Genomic DNA, 20,431 nt, shown 5'->3' with positions numbered 1-20,431 from the left:
GCCCCCGCCAGTGCTTCGGTCGGGGCGGGCCGCACTGCCTGCCCGGCCGCCCTTTCATCCCGCCCCCGCGAAGTCATTTCAGCCCGTCCGGCGCTTGAGGACGAGGCGCGGAGCGCCGATTCGGGGGGGGTGCCCCCGTCCCACCCGAAGGGGGACACCCACCCTCCGGGGTCCAGGGGCGGAGCCCATGGTTTCGGGGAAGGGGTGGGCCTGGGGGCCTCCCGGCAGGGCACCAGGTACGCTCCCTCCTGGCCGCACGCGGCGGCCCCCGCACCGCAGGACCCGAGACACCGCACGACCCGAGACCCCAGGAGACAGACGACCATGGCCGACCGGGTCACGGTGATCGGCTGGGACGGCTCGCCGCTGACCGCCGCGGCACGCTCCGCCCTGAGCGCCGCGACCCTCGTGGCAGGCGCCGCCCACCACCTCGCCCTGCCCGAGGTCCCGCCCACCGCCGAACGCGTCCGCCTCGGCAGCGTCGCCCTCGCGGCCCGCCGCATCGCCGCCCACCGCGGCACCGCCGTCGTCCTCGCCGACGGCGACCCCGGCTTCTTCGGCGTCGTACGCACCCTGCGCGCCCCCGAATTCGGCCTGGAGGTCGAGGTGGTGCCCGCCGTCTCGTCCGTCGCCCAGGCCTTCGCCCGCGCCGGGATGCCCTGGGACGACGCCGCCATCGTGGTCGCCCACCGCCGCACCCTGCGCCGCGCCGTGAACGTCTGCCGAGCGCACAGCAAGGTCGCCGTGCTCACCTCGCCCGGCGCGGGCCCCGCCGAACTCGGCCTGCTCCTCGAAGGCGTCCACCGCACCTTCGTGATCTGCGAGGAACTCGGCACCGACCGCGAGCAGGTCACCGTCGTCACCTCCGACAAGGCAGCCGACCACTCCTGGCGCGACCCGAACGTCGTCATCGTCATCGGCGGCCCCGGAGGCACCGGCGGCCCCGTCGTCCACGACACCGGCTGGATCGCGGGCCGCGAACCGGGCACGGAGCCGCGCGGCTGGGCGCTGCCCGCGGCGAGCTACGGCGGCGAGCAGGAACTCGGCGAGGGCGAGAGCGACCGCATCCGCGCCGCCCAACTCGCCCGCCTCGGCCCGCGCGTGGGCGACTTGGTCTGGGACATCGGCTGCGGCACCGGCGCCTTCGCCGCGGAGGCGGCCCGTTTCGGCGCCGCCGTCATCGCCGTCGACCGCGACGCGGACTCCTGCGCCCGCACCACCGCCGTCGTACGCCGCTACGGAGTGCACGCCCAGATCGTGCACGGCACCGCGCCCCACGTCTTGGAGGACCTGCCCGAGCCCGACGTCGTACGCGTCGGCGGCGGGGGCCTGGCCGTGGTCTCCGCCGTCGCCGACCGCCGTCCCGAGCGCATCGTCACGCACGCCGCGACCCGCGATGACGCCGAACTCCTCGGCCGGGACCTGTCGGAGCACGGCTACGCGGTGGAGTGCGCGCTCCTGCAGTCCGTCGAACTCGACACCCGCGCCTGGACGGAGCGGAAGCGGACCGTCGTCTTCCTGGTCTCCGCACTGCTGCTCGACCGAACCCCGTGACCCTGGCGCCCCCCTCGCGGCGCCGTGCGCGGTAGGCTGGCCGATCGTTGTACCGCACCTGGGCGCCCGGCGATTCGTTGGTCTGTGTCCGTCAAAGTCCGGAAAGCTCGCCCGTTTTGGGGGGCGCGTGTGGTACGGCGGACCGCGGGACGCGCGACGTGGCGCAGTCCACAGCGGACCGTGGCCGATCAAGCTGCCACGGCGGCGGTGCTACCGCGACAATGCCTGTGGACCGTACGCGATGCGTGCCGCGCGGCACGTGCGCTCGTTGTTGATGACGGGCGGTCAAAGAAGGACTAACCGATGGGCGAGGGGTACGCATGACCGACACCGGCCAGGTCCCGGGCGAGGGGCTGCCGGAGAGCGCAGGCAGGGTGGAGCAGCCGGGCGTGCCAGCCCCGGCGGCGTACACCTTCGCCGACCCCTCCGAGAACCCCGCCGAGGACGACGACCTGCTGCTGATGCCGGGTGCCCAGGGCGCGTGGAGCGAGGCGCAGACCGTGCAGCCCGGGGCTGAGGCGGCGCAGCTCCCCCAGGAGCCGGTCGCGCAGGCGGCCTTCGCGCCGGGCTCCGCCGACCCGTCGGCCGCTGCCCAGTCGTACGCCGACGCGAGCGCCGCTCAGGCGTACGCGGGCCAGGTCGCCGTCGGCCAGGCCGTGGCCGCCGACCCGCAGAGCGTCCAGAACGGCCAGAGCAGCCAGGGCGGTCAGGGCGGTCAGAGCGTCCAGAACGGTCAGAGCGGTCAGAGCGGTCAGAGCGGTCAGAACGGCGTCGCAGGTGTCGGCCGTCCGGCCTTCGCCCACCAGCCCGGACCGCACGAGACGTCCGGCCGGGACAGCGGCTCCGTCGACCTCACCGGCGTTCCCCTGCACGCCTCCCACGGCGCCGCCCCCGCCGCGCAGCACAGCCCCACCCGGCGCCCTCTGCACCGCGGCCCGGCCGCGCCCGCCGTGCCCGACGGCGCCGGGAGCCCCGTGCGCTCGCTGGCCGACCGCGGCCCCGCGGGCGGCACGCCGCACCCGATGCCCGTCCGGCACGCGGGCCCCCCGACCGCGGGACCCGAATACCTCGACATCCCGCGCGACGACGCGGGCGCGCTGGCCGGGCCGCAGCTCGGCGAGATCCCGCCGCAGGCGGCCGCGCCGTGGACACCGCAGCCGCAGAACCCCCAGGGGGCGGCAGCAGAAACGGTCGTCCCCGTGGGCGCGGGGGTCACGGGGGCCTCGATGCTCGCAGGAGCATCCGTGGTCACGGGAGACTCCGGTGGCACGGAGAGCTCCGGCGTCGCTGGGAACCCGGGCGTTGCTGGGAACCCGGGCGTTGCTGGGAACCCGGGCGTCGCTGGAAACGCGGGCGTCGCTGGGGACTCTGGCGCCACAGACGGCACAGCTGTATCCGGAGGGCAGGGTGTCGCTGCGGTTCCGGGCGGCGGACCGGCGACGGGTGACGCGTCGGTGACGGCTGATGTGCCGGTGACCGGCGACGGGGCCGGGCCGATGGACGGCCTGGTTCCCATGGACAGCGCGGTGCCGGTGGACGGCTCCGGGTCGATAAGTGGCTCTGTTCCGGGCAGTGCTTCCGTTCCTGGCGGTGGCTCTGTTCCTGGGAGTGGTCCCCTTCCGGCGGACGGCAGCGTTCCGGTGGCTGGTGTTCCCGCGGGCGGTGACGCTTCGGTGGGCGGTGCCGCCCAGGTGGACGGTGTGGTTCGGGCGGACGGTGTGGTTCCGTTGGACGGCACCGTTCCCGTGGACGGCACCGTTCCCGTGGACGGCACCGTTCCCGTGGACGGCACCGTTCCCGTGGACGGTGCGGTCTCCGTGGACGGTGCGGTCTCTGTGGACGGCTGCGCGCAGCCGGGCGGCCCTGTAACGGCCGACAACTCCGCTCCGGGGGAGGGCTCTGCCCCGGCCGACATCCCCGCCCCGACCGACGGTTCAGCGGCGCCCGCGGGCCCCGAGGCGACGGCCGACGGCCCGGCGCAGGCCGACCCGGCGGGCCTCACCGGTACCTCGACCCCCGCGCCCGCCCCGCACGCCCCCGGCGTGCCGGAGGCATCGGGTGCACTCGACGCGGGCGGTGCCCCGCACGCGACCCCGGAAGCGCAGGTCGCCACCGAGGCGCACGCCCCGCAGTCGGCGCACGCTCCGGACGCCACGCCCGGCCCCGGCACCCCGGGCGCGGCCGGAGCACCGGACGCGTCCGCCGCCGCGCCCATCGCGGACGCGCCCACGCACGTCTCCCAGGCGCTGGTGTCCGACCCCGCCGCGGCAGAAGCAGGTGCCGCCGAAGCCCTCGCCGCCACCCCGGCCGACGGTCCCGGCACCCCCGCCGCGCCCGCGCCCGCCCTCGCGGACGCCCTGGTCGCGGGCACCGGCCCCGTCGACGCCCCGGTCACCTCCGCCGCCGCGGCGACCACGACCGAGCCGCTGCCGTCGGCCGAGCCGGCATCCCCGTCCGTACCCCCGGCCGAGCCACATACCGGAGCGGACGCGTCCGGTATCGGCGGCGCAGCTCAGGACGCCGTGGCGACCCCCTCCGCCCCGGAGTCCCCGACCGCACCCGAAGGTCCCGAGCTCCTGACCCCGCCCGCCCCCGCGTCCGCCGCGACCCCGCTCCCGCAGGCCGCGCCCGCCGGGGAAGCCGTCGCACCCGGAGCACACCCGGGCACCCCGACCCCCGCCGGCACCCTCGGCTCGCCCGGGGCGCCCGCGCAGGACCAGCTCGCCGCGGCCCCGCACGCGGCCGTAGCCCCGCAGGCGCCCGACGCCGCCCAGCCGTGGCCGGATGCGCACGCCGGGCAGGGACCCCACATCGCGGGGGCAACCTGGATGCCGGACGGCGACGGCTCCGCGCAGCCGTTCGTCGAGGTCCAGGAGGCCGCGCCCATCGGACGGTTCGTGCCGGTCGACGGCCAGGTGCCGACCACGCCGCACCTCGCACCGACCCCGCCGCGCCCCCTCTCCGTACCGCCGGAGTACTTCGCGCCGCAGCAGCCGGACGAGACCGGCGGCCACGATGCCCCCGCGGCCGGGCCCGCCCCCGCGGACGTCACCCCGGAGCAGGCCGACACCACCCCGGGCGCCGAGCCGGAAGCGGAACCCGCGCCCGGCACGCCCTCCGAAACCGGGCAGCAGCCCGCAGCCACCGTGCCCGCACCCCGCGACGGAGCCCGGCCCACCGCCGAGCCCGCCGGGACGGCGGCACCCGCACCCGTCGACGCGGCGGAGGACGGCACCCCCTTCCCGTCCGCCCCGGAGACGACCGACCCCGACGAGCCGATGCACGCACCTCACCCGGCCGGACCGACCGACCCCGCAAGCCACCCCGAGCAGCCCGCCCCGGCCGTCCCCGTCGACGCCGACGCGCCCGAGGACCTGTCCACGCCCGCCGAGCAGGCGGACCAGGACGGCACCCCGCAGCCGCTGCTGCTCGTGGAAGGCGCGGACGACGCCGACGACCCCGACCTCGCCGAGCCCCTCGCCGCCGCCGACACCGCGGTGGAGCCGCCCGCCCCGGGCTACGCCGACGCCGAACGCGAGGCCGTGCTGCGCGTGATGCGCGAGCGCCGCGACATCCGCAACGGCTTCCGCGGCGACCCCGTCCCGCACGAGGTGCTGCTCCGCGTCCTGGAGGCCGCGCACACGGCCCCCTCGGTCGGCCACTCCCAGCCCTGGGACTTCGTCGTCATCAAGTCCGCCGAGACCCGGCGCACCATGCACGAACTGGCGCAGCGCCAGCGCGAGGCGTACGCGAAGTCCCTGCCCAAGGGCCGCGCCAAGCAGTTCAAGGAACTGAAGATCGAGGCCATCCTCGACACCCCGGTGAACATCGTCGTCACCGCCGACCCCACCCGCGGCGGCCGCCACACCCTCGGCCGTCACACCCAGCCGCAGATGGCCCCGTACTCCTCGGCGCTCGCCGTCGAGAACCTGTGGCTCGCCGCCCGCGCCGAAGGCCTCGGCGTCGGCTGGGTCAGCTTCTTCGACGAGCGCGAGATGGTGCGCGCCCTCGGCCTGCCGGAGCACCTTGAGGTCGTCGCGTACCTGTGTGTCGGGTACGTCGACGAGTTCCCGGAGGAGCCGGAGCTGATGCAGGCGGGCTGGTCCAAGCGGCGCCCGCTGTCCTGGGTCGTGCACGAGGAGACGTACGGCCGCCGCGCGCTGCCCGGCGAAGACCCGCACGACCTGCTCGCCGAGACCGTCGGCAACATCCGCCCGCTGGACGCCAAGGCGCTCGGCGAGGCGTGGGAACGCCAGAAACGCATGACGAAGCCCGCGGGCGCCCTGGGCATGCTGGAGATCATCTCCGCGCAGCTCAGCGGCCTGTCCCGGATGTGCCCGCCGCCGATCCCGGAGCCCGCGGCCGTCGCGATCTTCGCCGGCGACCACGGCGTGCACGCCCAGGGCGTCACGTCCTGGCCCCAGGAGGTGACCGCCCAGATGGTCGCCAACTTCCTCGGCGGCGGCGCCGTCTGCAACGCCTTCGCCAACCAGGTCGGCGCCGAGGTCTGCGTCATCGACGTGGGCGTCGCCGGCGAACTGCCCGCGACGCCTGGCCTGCTGCCCCGCAAGATCCGCGCCGGTACGGCCGACATGACCACGGGGCCCGCGCTCTCCCGCGAAGAGGTCAAGGCCGCCATCGAGGTGGGCATCGAGACGGCCCGCGACCTGGTCGCGGCCGGCAACAAGGCCCTGCTCACCGGCGAGATGGGCATCGCCAACACCACCGCGTCCGCCGCCCTGATCTCGGTCTACACCGACACCGACCCCGCCGAGGTCACCGGCCGCGGCACGGGCATCAACGACGAGATGCACGCCCGCAAGGTGGAGGTCGTCCGCCGCGCCCTCGACCTGCACCAGCCGGACCCGGCCGACCCCATCGGCGTCCTCGCGGCCATCGGCGGCCTCGAACACGCGGCGATGGTGGGCCTCCTCCTCGGCGGCGCCTCCCTGCGCACCCCCGTCATCCTCGACGGCGTCAGCGCGGGCGCGGCGGCCCTGGTCGCCCGCGCCATCGCGCCCGAGGTCCTCGCGGCCTGCATCGCGGGCCACCGCAGCGCCGAACCGGGCCACGTGGCCGCCCTCAACAAGCTCGGCCTGCGCCCCCTGGTCGACCTCGACCTCCGCCTCGGCGAAGGCACCGGCGCCCTGCTCGCCCTGCCGGTGGTGCAGAGCGCGGCGAGGGCGATGCACGAGGTGGCGACGTTCGACTCGGCGGGCGTAACGGAGAAGTAGCCCTCCGGGCGGTGCCCGCACATGATTTAGCCCCCCCCCGGGTTTCGGGAAGGGGTGGGATTGGGGAGCCCCCGGCAAGGCCCCCACCCGCCCCACCACGCGAACCCCCACCCCGCACCAAGGAAAGGCGCACCCCATGGCCACCGCTCACCCCGCCTACCCCGTAGGCCTCCGCCTCACCGGCCGCCGCGTCGTCGTCCTGGGCGGCGGCCAGGTGGCCCAGCGCCGCCTCCCGGCCCTGATCGCGGCGGGCGCCGACCTCCTCCTCGTATCGCCGGAGGCAACCCCCTCGGTCGAGGCGATGGCCGACACGGGCGAGATCACCTGGGAGCGCAGGGCGTACGCGGACGGCGACCTCGCCGACGCCTGGTACGCCCTGATCGCCACCAGCGACCCCACCGCCAACGCCGCCGCCTCCGCCGAGGCCGAACGCCACCGCGTCTGGTGCGTCCGCTCCGACGACGCCGACGCGGCGACCGCCTGGACCCCGGCGACCGGCCACAGCGAGGGCGTCACCGTGGCCGTCCTCACCACCGAGGCCAAGGGCCGCGACCCGCGCCACACGGCCGCCATCCGCGACGCGGTGGTGGAGGGCCTGCGCGACGGCACCCTCGTCGCCCCGCACCACCGCACCCGCACCCCCGGCGTGGCCCTCGTCGGCGGGGGCCCCGGCGACCCGGACCTGATCACGGTCCGAGGCCGCCGCCTGCTCGCCGAGGCCGACGTCGTCATCGCCGACCGGCTCGGCCCGCGCGACCTCCTCGACGAACTTCCGCCGCACGTCGAGGTGATCGACGCGGCGAAGATCCCGTACGGCCGCTTCATGGCGCAGGAGGCCATCAACAACGCCCTGATCGAGCACGCGCGGCAGGGCAAGGCCGTGGTGCGCCTCAAGGGCGGTGACCCCTTCGTCTTCGGCCGCGGCATGGAGGAGGCCCACGCGCTCGCCGAGGCCGGCATCCCCTGCACGGTCGTACCGGGCATCTCCAGCTCGATCTCGGTGCCGGGCGCCGCGGGCATCCCGGTCACGCACCGGGGCGTGGCCCATGAGTTCACCGTGGTCAGCGGCCACGTGGCCCCCGACGACGAGCGCTCCCTGGTCGACTGGGCGGCGCTCGCCAAGCTCCGCGGCACCCTGGTGATCCTCATGGGCGTCGACAAGATCGGCCGCATCGCCGAGACCCTGACCGCCCACGGCAAGCCGCAGGACACCCCGGTCGCCCTGATCCAGGAGGGCACCACGGCCGCCCAGCGCCGCGTCGACGCCACTCTCGCGACGGTCGCCGACGCCGTGCGCACGCACGAGGTGCGGCCCCCCGCGGTCATCGTGATCGGCGAGGTGGCCGCGCTGACCCCCGCCCCGCCCGCCTGACCGAGGCCAAGGACCGGCCCTCCGATCACACCGACCACCCCGCCCACACCAACGTAACCACCGGTAACGGAACTGGTTCCCAGCCGTTGGCACCTCACCCAGGACAAGGCAGTATCACCCTGTGGCCGATCTCCTCACCATCGAAGATCCCGACGACCCCCGCCTCAGCGACTACACGGGCCTGACCGACGTCGAGCTGCGCCGCAAGCGCGAGCCCGCCGAGGGCCTGTTCATCGCCGAGGGCGAGAAGGTGATCCGGCGCGCCAAGCTCGCGGGCTACGAGATGCGCTCGATGCTGCTCTCCGCCAAGTGGGTCGACGTCATGCGGGACGTCATCGACGAGGTCCCGGCGCCCGTGTACGCGGTCAGCCCCGACCTCGCCGAGCGGGTCACCGGCTACCACGTGCACCGCGGCGCCCTCGCCTCCATGCAGCGCAAGCCGCTGCCCACGGCCGAGGAACTCCTCCGGTCGCACCGCCGCGTGGTGGTGATGGAGGCGGTCAACGACCACACGAACATCGGCGCGATCTTCCGCTCCGCCGCCGCCCTCGGCATGGACGCCGTCCTGCTCTCGCCGGACTGCGCCGACCCGCTCTACCGCCGCTCGGTGAAGGTCTCCATGGGTGCGGTCTTCTCCGTGCCGTACGCCCGCCTCGACTCCTGGCCCAAGGGCCTCGAAGGCGTCCGCGAGGCGGGCTTCAACCTGCTCGCCCTCACCCCGGACGAGAAGGCGAAGACCCTCGACGAGGCGGCGCCCCACCGCATGGACCGGGTCGCGCTGATGCTCGGCGCGGAGGGCGACGGCCTGTCCAGGCAGGCCCTGGTCGCCGCCGACGAATGGGTCCGCATCCCGATGGCGCACGGCGTGGACTCGCTCAACGTGGGCGCGGCGGCCGCGGTCGCCTTCTACGCGGTGGCGACGGGGCGCCCGGGGGCCTGAGCGAGGGGCCTGAGCAAGGGGCTTGAGTCAGAGGCTTGAGTCAGGGAGGCCGCCTCGCGGTCCTCCCGGCCAGGTCAGCCCCGCGGCCCGGCCGCGGTCCGGTTCCGCGCGGCTCCGTCCAGCTGCTCGTGCCCTTGTTCCGTTACGGCGACGGCGCTCACACCGCCGCGCCCGTCACGCTCGGCGCCGAGCCCGCGCGCGGGCCCTTGGCACCCCTGCGCCGCGGCGATCCCCAGGGCGACCAGCAGCGTCACGACGACGAAGACGAAGAGCCGCTGCCGAAGCAGTCGGGGATTGGCGGGCCGCAGCCTCGTGCCCGTGCCGTTGGGCCCCTTCCGCCCGGTGCCGCTGCGGGGACCGGGCCGACCCCCCGGACGCGAGGTGTCACGCGGGGCCGAGGGCCGCGAGCCGGACTGCGGACCGCCGGTGCGGGAGCCGCCCGTACGGGATCCGCCGGCCCGCGAGCCGCCGGTGCGCGGGTCGCCCGTGCGGGGCCCACCCGTGCGGGACCCGCCGGTCCGCGAGCCCCCGGTGCGCGGGGCGCCGGGGCGCGAGGAACCGGTCCCGAACTCCCCGTGCTCCGTGTCGACACCGCCGTACGTGTCGGTGAGCGTCGGCCGGTCCTGGTCCTGACGCGGCGCGGGCGGCCGCACATCGCTGAGGCCCTGCGCCTCACGGGCCGCGATCTCCTTGAGCCGCAGCGAGAGTTGGAGCGTGCTGGGACGTTCCTCCGGGTCCTTGGCGAGACAGGCCCGCAGCAGCGGAGCGAGCGCGTCCGGCACCCCCTGGAGCTGCGCCTCCTCGTGCACGACGCGGTACAGCATCACTTCGGAACTGCCGTGCCCGAAGGGCGAGTCGGCCATCGACGCGTACGCCAGCGTGGCGCCGAGCGCGAACACGTCGGTGGCGGGCGTGACGGCGGCGCCGCGCACCTGCTCGGGGGCAAGGAAGCCGGGCGAGCCGACGGCCGTGCCGACGTGGGTCAGGGTCGAGGCGCCCGTCGCCCAGGCGATCCCGAAGTCGATGATCCGCGGCCCCTTGGGGGACAGCAGGATGTTGGACGGCTTGAGGTCCCGGTGCACGACACCGGCCTCGTGCACGGCGACGAGCCCCTCGGAGAGCGCGGAGCCGACGACGGCGACCTCGGCCGCGGCCAGCGGACCCTCGGCGGCGACCTTGTCGTGCAGCGAGGGCCCGGGGACGTACTGCGTCGCGAACCAGGGGCGGTCGGCCTCCAGGTCGGCGGCGACGAGCCGGGCGGTGCAGCCGCCGCGGATGCGCCGGGCGGCCGAGACCTCGCGGGCGAAGCGGGACCGGAACTCCTGATCCTCCGCCAGATCCGGCCGGATGACCTTCAGGGCGACGCGCTGGCCACGGCGGTCGGAGCCCAGATAGACCACGCCCATCCCGCCGGCACCCAGCCGCCTGTGCAGCCTGAACGAGCCGACGACACGCGGGTCCTCGCGCCTCAGGCGCATCATCGCCATGTTCATCCCCGCTGCCCGGTCCGTCTGACGAGCCACAGCTTACGTTTCCGCGGCCGGGCACGTGCAGAGGCCGCGCCCTCGCGGGCCGACCGATTGTCAGTGCCGGGTGGGAAACTTGAAAAGTGGTCAGGTGACGCGGCGCACCGGGCACTCGCCGCCGCCCGACCGCCCAACCAGCCGTCGCTGAAGGGGGATTGATCGCGTGAAGGGTGACCGCGTGGAGATAGTGGTGGACGCCGGCGACACGACGCGTACGTACGAAGTGGTGGCGAGCCGGGCGGGCCGCCGGGTCGAGACGGCCGTCCGCAGGGGAGTGGTGGAAGTGAGCGAAGTCACTCGCAGTGGCTCTGTGGTCCGCACGGCCCGCTTCATGGCGACCCGCGTCCTGGCCCTCGTGGAACAGCCCGTCCCGAGGGAGGACAGCTCCGAGCTTTCCGGACGCCCCCTCCGGGAAGACCCTGAGTCCTAGGTCCCCGTCTCCACCCACGGGAGTACTTGTGTGACGACCGGTCATCCTCGGGGAGGCCAGCCAATCGGTACGAGGGCATGACGCCCGACGCTCCCGCTGGACCTAGATTTGAGGTCAAGCGGCGGGTGCAGCACTCGTCCCCCGAGGTCAGACACCCGCCGCTGCCAGCTTCACCACCGGAAACACCAGCAGGACAACAACAGAACCACCAAGGTCAGGAAGGGAGAGAACCATGGCTGACACCGCGCCGCGGACGATGATCCGCACTCAGGGGCGGAAGCTCTCCAGCTTGGGCGTGCGGCCTTCAGGAACGCGCCACCCGCTGGTGGCCACGCTCATGGTCCTCCCCCTGGCAGCCCTGCTCACGGTCGCCTTCGGCGGCTGGGAGGCAGTGGTCACACAAGCGTCGTCCGTGGGCGTGATGCTGGGGCGCTGAGCGGCGCCCCAGGCCCGGAAGAGCGGTCCGGGCGGGGACATCCGGCCATGAAACCCCGTGGGGACGGGGGTGCGGCGGACGGCACGACAGCCCGCGCAGCTGGGGAGCTGCGCGGGCTGTTTCTTTTCCGGATTCTTTTCCGGCTGCCGCCGGGCCGTCCACGCCGCCACAGTCCCGTACTCTCACGCGAGACGTACAGCCACACCCCGGGGGACCCGTGACCGCCCTGCTGCCCGCCCTGACCGCCCAGGCCAGACTCAGGGCCCGCCACAGCGACGACTGCGCCTGCAGCGACCCGCACGGCGTCCTCGCCGACCGCCCGGACGCCACCGTCGTCCGGCACGCCCAGGTCGTGGCGAAGGCGCACGCCCCCGGCACCCCCGAACCCACCCTGACCGCCCGGCTCGCCGCGGCCGCCCACCCCGACCTCGCCGACACCCTCCTCGCCCCGCTGTCCCCGCGGCCCGACCGCCTCCACGACCGCCTGGTCACCCTCTGGCCGCACGGCACCCCGGTGGACCGCGACGACCCGGACGCGGCCCCCTGGGAGGCGGTGGCCGCCCTCCTGGCCCGCCTGCACCGCACCCCGCCCACCCGGTTCCAGGCCGCGCTCCCGCCGATGCGCGGCCCCGAGAAGGCGGCCCGCGCCGTGGCCCGGATGCGCGCCGCCGCCCCGCACCCGGCCGCGTCCCCGGTGGAGCGGGCGTGGGCGGTCCTGCCACCCTGGGCCCGCGACGAGGCCCCCTACCCGGGCCCGGCGCACCTGTGCCACGGCGATCTGCACCTGGGCCAGCTCGTCCGGGCTCCCGAGGGCCGCTGGCTGCTCATCGACATCGACGACCTGGGCACCGGCAACCCGGCCTGGGACCTGGCCCGCCCCGCGGCCTGGTACGCCTGCGGGCTGCTGCTCCCTGAGGAGTGGACGTCGTTCCTGAACGCCTACCGCGCGGCGGGCGGCCCCGCCGTGCCCGCCGACGGCGCGGACCCCTGGCCCGCCCTCGACGTCCCGGCGCGGGCGCTGACCGTGCAGACGGCGGCGCTGGCGATCGCCAAGGCGGTGGCGGGGGAGCGGGCCCTCGACGAGGTCGAGGAGACCCTGGTGGACGCCTGCCGCCGGATGGCCGCCGTCCCGCCCGACTTGGCGCCGACCTGCGCGAAGTAGGGTGCACTGCACCACAGCCGGGCAGACATCCGGCGAAGCAGTCGCGACCGGCGAGGAGTTGAGCCGACCATGCAGTGTCCCAAGTGCCACGCACCGATGCACACGTACAACCGCAATGGCGTCCAGATCGAGCAGTGCAGCGGTTGCCGCGGGATATTCCTCGACTACGGCGAGCTCGAGGCGCTGACCCGGCTCGAGAGCCAGTGGAGCGGTCACCAGCCCCCGCAGGCCCCACCGGCGGCCCCGGCGTATCCCGCGGCGCCCGCGCCCGCGTGGGGCGCGCCGCACGGCAGTCACCACGGCCACCACGGTCACAAGCGGCACAAGAGCTTCGGGCACATGCTCTTCTCCTCCTGAGGACCTGCTTCTCCGGAGCGCACACGACGAAGCCCCCGGCCGTGGAGACGGCCGGGGGCTTCGTGGAGCTGGTGCGCGATACTGGGATTGAACCAGTGACCTCTTCCGTGTCAGGGAAGCGCTCTCCCGCTGAGCTAATCGCGCAGGTCAACCTGCAGATGCAGAAGCTGGTGGGGCGTACTGCGTGCGCGATACTGGGATTGAACCAGTGACCTCTTCCGTGTCAGGGAAGCGCTCTCCCGCTGAGCTAATCGCGCGGGGAAACCTCTGCATGATCAAAAGTCCATGATCAGAGATTCCAGTGGACGATACTGGGATTGAACCAGTGACCTCTTCCGTGTCAGGGAAGCGCTCTCCCGCTGAGCTAATCGTCCTTGGAGGTGGAGACGGGATTTGAACCCGTGTAGACGGCTTTGCAGGCCGTTGCCTCGCCTCTCGGCCACTCCACCAGGAGTTACGGGGGTTCGGGAAGATCCCCCGCGGTTCCTGCGAGCGGACGACCAGGTTCGAACTGGCGACCTCAACCTTGGCAAGGTTGCGCTCTACCAACTGAGCTACGTCCGCTTGTCTTTCCCGGTCCGCTTCCGCGTCCCGGCGACGTGTTGAACTCTAGCGGATTCCTGGGCCAGTACAAAAACGCGTTTGCGCAGCGTGCTGCGCTGGTCACCTCCTCGCCGGGGCCCGGGGCGCGCTCGGGACACCGGCCATAGACTCGCAGCCGTGCACGACCTGTCTCCTCTGGCGCGCTTCGGCGGCCTCGTCGCGACCGATCTCCGGGACGTGACCAGCGACCCTTCCGCCCTGGACAGCTCCGGCTTCTGGGCGGTGTCCGCGGACTTCGAGGGCCGTCTGGTGTGCGCGCGCTTCGGGCGGGTGCGCGAAGAACCCGTCCCCGCGCCGGTTCCTGGCGCCTGGCGCGGCCCGGCCGCCGGTGACTGGACGTCGTCGCTCGACCGCACCGCGTACACGGAAGGCGTGCGCCGTGTCCGCGAGCACATCGCGGCCGGGGATGTGTACCAGGCGAACCTCTGCCGCGTGCTGTCCGCGCCGGTCGCCGAGGGCGCCGACGTGGACGCCCTCACGGCGCTGCTCGCGCGCGGGAACCCCGCTCCGTACGCCGGAACGATCCGCCTGCCCGGTCACGGCGTGGAGATCGCGACCGCCTCGCCCGAGCTGTTCCTGCGCCGCGCGGGCCGCGTCGTCGAGTCGGGGCCCATCAAGGGCACCGGGCGCACGGAGGCGGACCTCCTGGAGAAGGACTACGCCGAGAACGTCATGATCGTCGACCTGGTCCGCAACGACCTGGGCCGGGTCTGCGAGACCGGCGCGGTGACCGTCCCGGAGCTGTGCGTCGTCGAGAAGCACCCGGGCCTCGTCCACCTCGTCTCCACTGTCCGCGGCGAACTGCGCCCCGACGTGGGCTGGCCCGGCCTGCTCGCGGCCACCTTCCCGCCCGGCTCCGTCACCGGCGCCCCCAAGTCCAGCGCCCTGCGCATCATCGACGCCCTGGAGACGGCGCCGCGCGGCCCCTACTGCGGCGGCATCGGCTGGGTCGACGCGGACCGGGGCACCGGTGAGCTGGCCGTCGGCATCCGGACGTTCTGGATCGACCGGAGCGAAGGCGTGCTGCGGTTCGGCACGGGGGCGGGGATCACCTGGGGCTCGGACCCCGAGGGCGAGTGGCGCGAGACGGAGCTGAAGGCCGAACGGCTCCTGAAGGTAGCCTCGGGCACGTACGCACTCAGTGACTCGGGCACGTACGCACCCGGTGAAGGGTCCCCCTCGTACTGTGCTTCTCCGGGGGGCGGCCCCCGGACCCCCGGCCGGGCAAGCGGGCAGGACGGGGCACACGGAACGACATCGCAAGGTGAGACGCAGTGAAGATTTGGCTCAACGGCGGCCTGCAGGACCTCGACTCCGCGCGGGTCTCCGTGCTCGACCACGGCCTGACCGTCGGCGACGGCGTCTTCGAGACCGTGAAGGCGGTCGCCGGGCGGCCGTTCGCGCTGACCCGCCACCTGGACCGGCTCGCCCGCTCCGCGCGCGGCCTCGGTCTGCCCGAGCCGGACCTGGACGAGGTGCGCCGCGCCTGCGCCGCCGTCCTCGACGCCAACCCGATGGCCCTCGGGCGGATGCGGATCACGTACACCGGAGGCCTCTCGCCGCTCGGCTCCGACCGCGGCGACCAGGGCCCCACGCTCGTCGTCGCCCTCGGCGAGGCCGCCCGCCGCCCCGACTCCACCGCCGTGATCACCGTCCCCTGGACCCGCAACGAACGCGGCGCCCTGACCGGCCTGAAGACCACCTCGTACGCGGAGAACGTCGTCGCCCTCGCCCGCGCCACCGAACAGGGCGCTACCGAGGCGCTGTTCGCCAACACGGTGGGGCAGCTGTGCGAGGGCACCGGGTCGAACGTCTTCGTCGTGCTCGACGGCGAGATCCACACGCCGCCGGTGTCCTCCGGGTGCCTCGCCGGGATCACGCGCGCGCTGGCCGTGGAGTGGACCGGCGCCCACGAGACCGATCTTCCGCTCGACGTCCTTGACCGCGCCGACGAGGTCTTCCTGACCTCGACGCTGCGCGACGTGCAGGGTGCGCACCGCGTCGACGACCGTCAACTCCCGGGTGCGCCGGGCCCGGTGACGGCCAAGGCGATGCGGGTCTTCGACGAGCGCGCGGGCGACGACCTCGACCCGTAGGGGACGAGTGGTCCCGGGCGGGGGCGGACGGCGCGGAGCGCGCGGGGCGTAAATCCGGATGACGCGGGGGCGCTCAGTGGGTACAACTCCCGTGATGACCACGACCCTGCGGCCGTCCGGGCCGCTCCACGAGAGCTCCGAGGGCGCCAAGTCACGCGACTACGACGTCTGCGTGAACAGCCGCCCCGTCGGCCGGATCAAGCTGGCCACGAGCGCCGCCTTCGGGGCGGACGTCGCCGAGATCCTGGACCTGCGCATCGACGCCCCGGACCGCGGGCGGGGCCGCGCCACGGTGGCGGCGCTCGCCGCCGAGGAGGTCGTGCGGGGCTGGGGCTGCACCCGGATCGAGGCGTCCGTGCCCGCGGGCGCCCACGGGGCCCTCGCCCTGGCGACGGCGCTCGGCTATGTGGAGCGCAGCCGCCAGATGGCCAAGACCCTGCCCCTGAGCCCGCCCGAGCTGCCCGGGGGTACGACGGCCCGCGCGATGACGGAGGAGGAGTACGCGGCCTGGATCGCGCACTCCAAGGAGGCCTACGCGCAGGACTGGATCGACCGGGGCGTACCGGCGGCGCAGGCGCGCGCCAAGGCCGCCGCCGACGTGGACAGCTCCCTGGCCGACGGCCTCGCGACCCCCGGGGCCCGGCTCAGCGTCCTGGTCCACGCGGACGAGGTCGTCGGCACCCTGTGGGTCGCGGAGCGCGGCAGCGAGATCTTCGTGTACGACGTCGAGGTCCGCGGCGAGCACCGCGGCCGGGGGTACGGCCGCGCCCTGATGCTCCTCGCCGAACGGCAGTGCCTTGAGGCCGGCAAGGACCGCGTCGGCCTGAACGTCTTCGCCGGGAACACCTCGGCCCTGCGCCTGTACGAATCGCTGGGTTACGAGGCGACGGCGTACTCCGTGTACAAGCCGTTGCTCTAGGGGGCGTGCGGCTGCTCGGGGACGGGCGGCCGCTATCCGGCGAGGAGGCGGTCGGCGATCTCCTCGACGCGCTCGCGCAGGCCGTCCTGGCTCTTGCCGCCGTCCAGACGCTCCCCGCCCACGACGTACGTCGGCGTCCCCGTGACCCCGATCGCCTTGCCCTCGGCCTGGTCGGCGTCGACGATCAGGATGTGCCGGCCGTCGACCAGCGCGGTGTCGAACTCCTCGGCGTCCAGACCGAGTTCCCGCGCCACCTCGACCAGGAGGGGTTCACCCTTGCGGTCCAGGTCCTCGACCCGGTCCAGGACCGCCTCGACGTACTCCCAGCCCTTGCCCTGCGCCAGGGCCTCCTCGGCGGCCTGCGCGGCGGCGAAGGAGTGCTTGTGCTTCTCCAGGGGGAAGTGGCGAAGCCGCAGCTCGGCACGGTCGCCGTAGCGGGCGCGCAGGGCGCTCACGTCGTCCAGGGCGGTGCGGCAGTCGGGGCACTGAAGCTCGCACCAGATGTCGATGACGAGGGGGCCGGCGGGGGCCGCGGGGGAGGAGTCGCTCATGCGCCCAGTGTCCCAGCCCCGGGGAAGGGGCCCCAACCGGGACCCGGGGCGCCGCCCACCGGCACCTGGGGAGGAGCCGTGACCCGGATATCTCCCTGATGTCCTCGGTGACCATGGCTTCCGGCGCCCCACCAGGTGCAGGATGGAGGGGACACCAGCGACACAGCACCGCGCCCGCACGCCTGGAGGACCGCGATGATTGCCGAGACCATCTGCTCCGCCGTAGCCGCGGCCGGCCTCGGCATCGCGGCCGTCACGGCCTACCGCAAGCGATTCCTCGCCGCCGCCCGCCTGGCCGCGTACTCGCTGGTCCCTCTCGGTCTGGTCATGACCGGGGCCGTGGAGTGGGCCGCCGAGACGGCCTTCAGCCCGGTCGCCTGGGCGGGCTTCGGCGTCCTCGGGGCGGCCTGGCTGCTGTTCCTGGCGACCCGCGCGGCGGAGCGCCGCTCCGGCGGCACCCGCAAGGAGCGCCGGGCGGCGGCGAAGGCCGCCCAGCGCGAGGCCGTCGCCCCCGCCGCGTCCGCGCCCTCCCTGGGCCCGTCCGGGGCGGCCGGACGCCCGCAGGTCGCCCCCGCCGCCAAGCAGAAGCAGAAGAAGGCCGCGGGCGGCGAGGACTTCAGCGACATCGAGGCCATCTTGAAGAAGCACGGCATCTGAGGCGCCGGAGAGGCACGGGGGAGCGCGGAACCAGCACGGCTCGCGGCGCGCTCTCCGCGCCGCGTCCCACATTCCGGGACCTCGTTCGAGCGTATCGACGGACACCGTTCGCAGGTGCGCCACGCCGGGCCCGCGAAGGTCACGGAATGCGGCGAACTCCCCAGCGACCCGCGCGTGTTGGTAAGCGGCACCCCCCGCGCTGCGTCATCATCACGGCGAGATGCTGGACACCACCACACAGAGCGATCCCGCCCCGCCCGACGAGCGGGAAACCGCCGCCGAGCGGCGCGAGGCCGCCGACGAACCGCGAGGATGCCTCTTCGCGCTCTCCCAGCCACCGCTGATGATCTTCCTGGCGGTGATCGGGGTCCTGTTCCTCATGGCCTCACTGCACGACCTGCTCCTGCTCTAGCCGCGACGGCGCCGCGGGCCCCGGGGAATCCTGCCCGTCCTGCGCGTCCTGTTCCAGGCCCGCGGCCTCCCTGCGGCGGGCCCGGTACGCGGCCACGTGCAGCCGGTTCCCGCAGGTGCGGCTGTCGCAGTAGCGGCGCGAACGGTTGCGGGAGAGGTCGATGAAGGCGCGGCGGCAGTCCGGCGCCTCGCACCGGCGAAGCCGCTCCTGCTCGCCCGCGACGACGAAGAAGGCAAGGGCCATCCCGCAGTCGGCCGCCAGGTGGTCGGCGACGGAGGCGCCCGGCGCGAAGTAGTGCACGTGCCAGTCGTAGCCGTCGTGGTCGGTCAGGCGCGGCGTGGTGCCCGCGGCCGCGATCAGCTCGTTGATGAGGGTCGCCGCCACATGCGGCTCGGTGGCCGCGAAGACCTCGGCGAAGCGGCCGCGGATGCGGTGCACGCCCGCGAGGTCCCGCTCCGTGAGCACACCGACGTCGCTGATCGCGTTGCGCTTCACGAACTCGTTCAGAGCCGCGACGTCCGCGAGCCCGTCGGCGGCGGCGCCGCTCCCGGCGCTCGCGGCGCCCTCGTCGTCCGGCGCGGAATTCACCAGATCGACCACGGCGTCGAGCGCGCACCGGGTGTCGTGGGTGATCAGCACGATTCGCTCCCTGGCCTGGGGGTCGGGCTGGGGCCCGCCCGATGCTGGCCGATGCTAGCGGCTCGCGCCGCGCACGCCACGGCGCCGGCGCCGCGGAAATCCGCGACACCGGCGCCGGTGCCTGCTGCCTGCCGATATGTCGTTGTCGTACCCGCGCCGTCGCCCCGAGTCGGACGGCGCCCTGCGCTCCCGGACCGTGGCCGGACTAGCTTTCGGCCAAAATGTGCGAGAGCTCCGTGTCGAGATCGAAGTGACGATGTTCGGTGCCGGGCGGCACGGCCGCGTCGGTACGCTTCAGAAACGATTCCAGGGCCCGCGCCGGGGCCTCGAGCAGAGCCTCACCCTCGGGGGAGCTCAGGGCGATGCAGACGACGCCCTGACCGTGGCTGCGGGACGGCCAGACGCGGACGTCGCCGGTGCCGGTGGGCCGGTGCAGGCCCTCGGCGAGGAGGTCGCGGGCGAACACCCATTCGACAGTCTCCTCGGCTCCGGTGTGGAAGGTGGCGTGCACGGCATAGGGATCGGCCGTGTCATACCGCAGTCCTGCGGGTACAGGCAGTGAGGACTCGCTCGACACAACGAGGCGCAGGTGCAGCTCGCAGCTGACCGTGGTGTTCATAAGCGCCAGGGCCTTTCGCTCAGTGTGCGCTCGGGGATTCGCACGTCGGCGAAATCGACATGCCACCTACGGTGCCGTTGTAAACCCCTCTGGGAGTTTTGGGTGTCTTTAGGTGGCTCGTATGGCGGACTGTCCGATTGGTTCGTACGGCCATTCCGGTGACGGGTTTCTGTCCGGTAAGGTCTGGCGGCATGAATACGGGGAGTGACGAGGCGAAGGTGGCCGAGGCCGTCGACGAGGTGGCCGAGCAGGTCAAGGCTGAGAAGCCCTTCGGGTCCAAGGCGCCTGAGTTCATCAAGGCACGCCGGACCCTGCACCTGAGCTGGCAGGTCGGCGTCTTCATCGTGGGCCTGGCGGTCGTCGTCGCCGGCATCATCATGCTGCCCCTGCCGGGACCGGGCTGGGTCGTGATCTTCGGCGGCATGGCGATCTGGGCGACCGAGTTCGTGTGGGCGCAGCTGGTGCTCCGCTGGACGAAGCGGAAGGTCACCGAGGCCGCGCAGCGCGCCCTCGACCCCCGTGTCCGCCGGCGCAACATCATCCTCACGAGCATCGCCCTGGTGATCGTCGGGGCTCTCGGCGGGATCTATCTGTGGAAGTTCGGCATCCAGATGCCCTGGAAGATCAACGATCAGTGAGGCAGGCTCCGTCGGGGTGCGCGGCGCCCCGGTCGGGGTGGTCGGAGGCACCCTCTGACATGGGGTAATGTTCTCTCTGCGCCCGGGCGATTAGCTCAGTGGGAGAGCGCTTCGTTCACACCGAAGAGGTCACTGGTTCGAACCCAGTATCGCCCACCCGGGATTGTGGCCCGGAGGCTGGAAACAGCCTCCGGGCCACTGTCGTATGCCCGGAAGTCCGCCGGATCGTATACGCGGCCGTATGTGACGGCCTTTCATGGAATTCACACCCCGTGCGGGGCTTCCG

18 protein-coding genes and 6 tRNA genes are annotated in these 20,431 nt (G+C 73.9%); 15 read left to right on the top strand and 9 right to left on the bottom strand.

Annotated elements, in window-relative coordinates; all coding sequences use genetic code 11:
• Positions 1-324: 324 nt before the first annotated feature.
• The 4 genes from cbiE to OO63_RS19095 all read left to right on the top strand — a co-directional run bounded on the left by cbiE (position 325) and on the right by OO63_RS19095 (position 9,100).
• Entirely contained in the window at positions 325-1,554 is a 1,230-nt protein-coding gene (gene cbiE, locus OO63_RS19115; protein ID WP_030360540.1) for a precorrin-6y C5,15-methyltransferase (decarboxylating) subunit CbiE, read from the top strand.
• 320 nt (positions 1,555-1,874) lie between these two features.
• On the top strand, positions 1,875-6,788 hold the full coding sequence (gene cobT, locus OO63_RS46000; RefSeq protein WP_169786624.1) for a nicotinate-nucleotide--dimethylbenzimidazole phosphoribosyltransferase: 4,914 nt from the start codon (positions 1,875-1,877) through the stop codon (positions 6,786-6,788).
• 136 nt (positions 6,789-6,924) lie between these two features.
• Entirely contained in the window at positions 6,925-8,160 is a 1,236-nt protein-coding gene (gene cobA, locus OO63_RS19100) for a uroporphyrinogen-III C-methyltransferase (protein WP_031192666.1), read from the top strand.
• A gap of 121 nt (positions 8,161-8,281) precedes the next feature.
• Complete coding sequence (locus tag OO63_RS19095; protein ID WP_030360538.1) at positions 8,282-9,100, top strand: TrmH family RNA methyltransferase; 819 nt, start codon at positions 8,282-8,284, stop codon at positions 9,098-9,100.
• A 74-nt stretch (positions 9,101-9,174) separates the two neighbouring features.
• Here the strand turns inward: OO63_RS19095 and OO63_RS19090 are convergent, their stop codons facing one another.
• Complete coding sequence (locus tag OO63_RS19090; protein WP_033264244.1) at positions 9,175-10,593, bottom strand: protein kinase domain-containing protein; 1,419 nt, start codon at positions 10,591-10,593, stop codon at positions 9,175-9,177.
• A gap of 196 nt (positions 10,594-10,789) precedes the next feature.
• Between OO63_RS19090 and OO63_RS19085 the strand changes: the two genes are divergently transcribed.
• The 4 genes from OO63_RS19085 to OO63_RS19070 all read left to right on the top strand — a co-directional run bounded on the left by OO63_RS19085 (position 10,790) and on the right by OO63_RS19070 (position 13,011).
• A complete protein-coding gene (locus tag OO63_RS19085) occupies positions 10,790-11,056 on the top strand; it encodes a hypothetical protein (protein WP_030360536.1) in 267 nt (88 codons plus the stop codon).
• Between the two features lie 232 nt (positions 11,057-11,288).
• Positions 11,289-11,492, top strand: coding sequence for a hypothetical protein (locus OO63_RS19080; RefSeq protein WP_030360535.1), 204 nt, complete (start codon positions 11,289-11,291; stop codon positions 11,490-11,492).
• Positions 11,493-11,709: 217 nt separating this feature from the next.
• Entirely contained in the window at positions 11,710-12,654 is a 945-nt protein-coding gene (locus OO63_RS19075; RefSeq protein WP_030360534.1) for an aminoglycoside phosphotransferase family protein, read from the top strand.
• A 69-nt stretch (positions 12,655-12,723) separates the two neighbouring features.
• Positions 12,724-13,011, top strand: coding sequence for a TFIIB-type zinc ribbon-containing protein (locus OO63_RS19070; RefSeq protein ID WP_030360533.1), 288 nt, complete (start codon positions 12,724-12,726; stop codon positions 13,009-13,011).
• A gap of 69 nt (positions 13,012-13,080) precedes the next feature.
• Here OO63_RS19070 and OO63_RS19065 read toward each other — a convergent pair.
• From OO63_RS19065 to OO63_RS19045, 5 genes are all read right to left on the bottom strand, one after another.
• A tRNA-Val gene (locus OO63_RS19065) sits at positions 13,081-13,155 on the bottom strand.
• A gap of 41 nt (positions 13,156-13,196) precedes the next feature.
• Positions 13,197-13,268 (bottom strand) — tRNA-Val (locus OO63_RS19060).
• Between the two features lie 45 nt (positions 13,269-13,313).
• A tRNA-Val gene (locus tag OO63_RS19055) sits at positions 13,314-13,385 on the bottom strand.
• A gap of 1 nt (position 13,386) precedes the next feature.
• A tRNA-Cys gene (locus OO63_RS19050) sits at positions 13,387-13,460 on the bottom strand.
• A 42-nt stretch (positions 13,461-13,502) separates the two neighbouring features.
• A tRNA-Gly gene (locus OO63_RS19045) sits at positions 13,503-13,575 on the bottom strand.
• A gap of 156 nt (positions 13,576-13,731) precedes the next feature.
• On the opposite strand from OO63_RS19045, the gene OO63_RS19040 reads away from it, so the two are divergent.
• From OO63_RS19040 to OO63_RS19030, 3 genes are all read left to right on the top strand, one after another.
• Positions 13,732-14,892, top strand: coding sequence for a chorismate-binding protein (locus OO63_RS19040; protein WP_078619220.1), 1,161 nt, complete (start codon positions 13,732-13,734; stop codon positions 14,890-14,892).
• Positions 14,889-15,710, top strand: a complete 822-nt coding sequence (locus OO63_RS19035; RefSeq protein ID WP_030360531.1) for an aminotransferase class IV — start codon at positions 14,889-14,891, stop codon at positions 15,708-15,710. Before OO63_RS19040 ends, OO63_RS19035 begins: the two co-directional genes overlap by 4 nt.
• Before the next feature lie 94 nt (positions 15,711-15,804).
• Entirely contained in the window at positions 15,805-16,629 is an 825-nt protein-coding gene (locus tag OO63_RS19030; protein WP_030360530.1) for a GNAT family N-acetyltransferase, read from the top strand.
• Between the two features lie 32 nt (positions 16,630-16,661).
• Here the strand turns inward: OO63_RS19030 and OO63_RS19025 are convergent, their stop codons facing one another.
• Positions 16,662-17,180, bottom strand: a complete 519-nt coding sequence (locus OO63_RS19025; protein WP_030360529.1) for a DsbA family protein — start codon at positions 17,178-17,180, stop codon at positions 16,662-16,664.
• A 195-nt stretch (positions 17,181-17,375) separates the two neighbouring features.
• Here OO63_RS19025 and OO63_RS19020 point away from each other — a divergent pair, with 195 nt between their 5' ends.
• Complete coding sequence (locus tag OO63_RS19020) at positions 17,376-17,837, top strand: hypothetical protein (protein WP_030360528.1); 462 nt, start codon at positions 17,376-17,378, stop codon at positions 17,835-17,837.
• Between the two features lie 220 nt (positions 17,838-18,057).
• Positions 18,058-18,249, top strand: coding sequence for a hypothetical protein (locus OO63_RS19015; protein ID WP_030360527.1), 192 nt, complete (start codon positions 18,058-18,060; stop codon positions 18,247-18,249).
• Here the strand turns inward: OO63_RS19015 and OO63_RS19010 are convergent.
• A complete protein-coding gene (locus OO63_RS19010) occupies positions 18,223-18,888 on the bottom strand; it encodes a CGNR zinc finger domain-containing protein (RefSeq protein ID WP_051810982.1) in 666 nt (221 codons plus the stop codon). The two genes, OO63_RS19015 and OO63_RS19010, sit on opposite strands and share 27 nt — an antisense overlap.
• 205 nt (positions 18,889-19,093) lie before the next feature.
• Positions 19,094-19,507: an SsgA family sporulation/cell division regulator gene (locus OO63_RS19005; RefSeq protein WP_003959770.1), complete on the bottom strand. Its 414-nt coding sequence runs from the start codon at positions 19,505-19,507 to the stop codon at positions 19,094-19,096.
• A gap of 191 nt (positions 19,508-19,698) precedes the next feature.
• Between OO63_RS19005 and OO63_RS19000 the strand changes: the two genes are divergently transcribed.
• Together OO63_RS19000 and OO63_RS18995 are read left to right on the top strand one after the other, a co-directional pair.
• Positions 19,699-20,145 carry a TIGR02611 family protein gene (locus tag OO63_RS19000; RefSeq protein WP_030360525.1) on the top strand — a complete coding sequence of 149 codons (447 nt, stop codon included), beginning with the start codon at positions 19,699-19,701 and terminating at the stop codon, positions 20,143-20,145.
• Positions 20,146-20,229: 84 nt separating this feature from the next.
• Positions 20,230-20,301: transfer RNA gene (locus tag OO63_RS18995), tRNA-Val, on the top strand.
• Positions 20,302-20,431 lie beyond the last annotated feature (130 nt).

The sequence above is a fragment of the Streptomyces alboflavus genome (genome assembly GCF_000716675.1).
In the GTDB taxonomy this organism is placed as follows: Bacteria; Actinomycetota; Actinomycetes; order Streptomycetales; family Streptomycetaceae; genus Streptomyces; species Streptomyces alboflavus.
The sequence above is the reverse complement of the archived record's forward strand: the minus strand, read 5'-3'. Positions and strand labels throughout refer to the sequence as shown.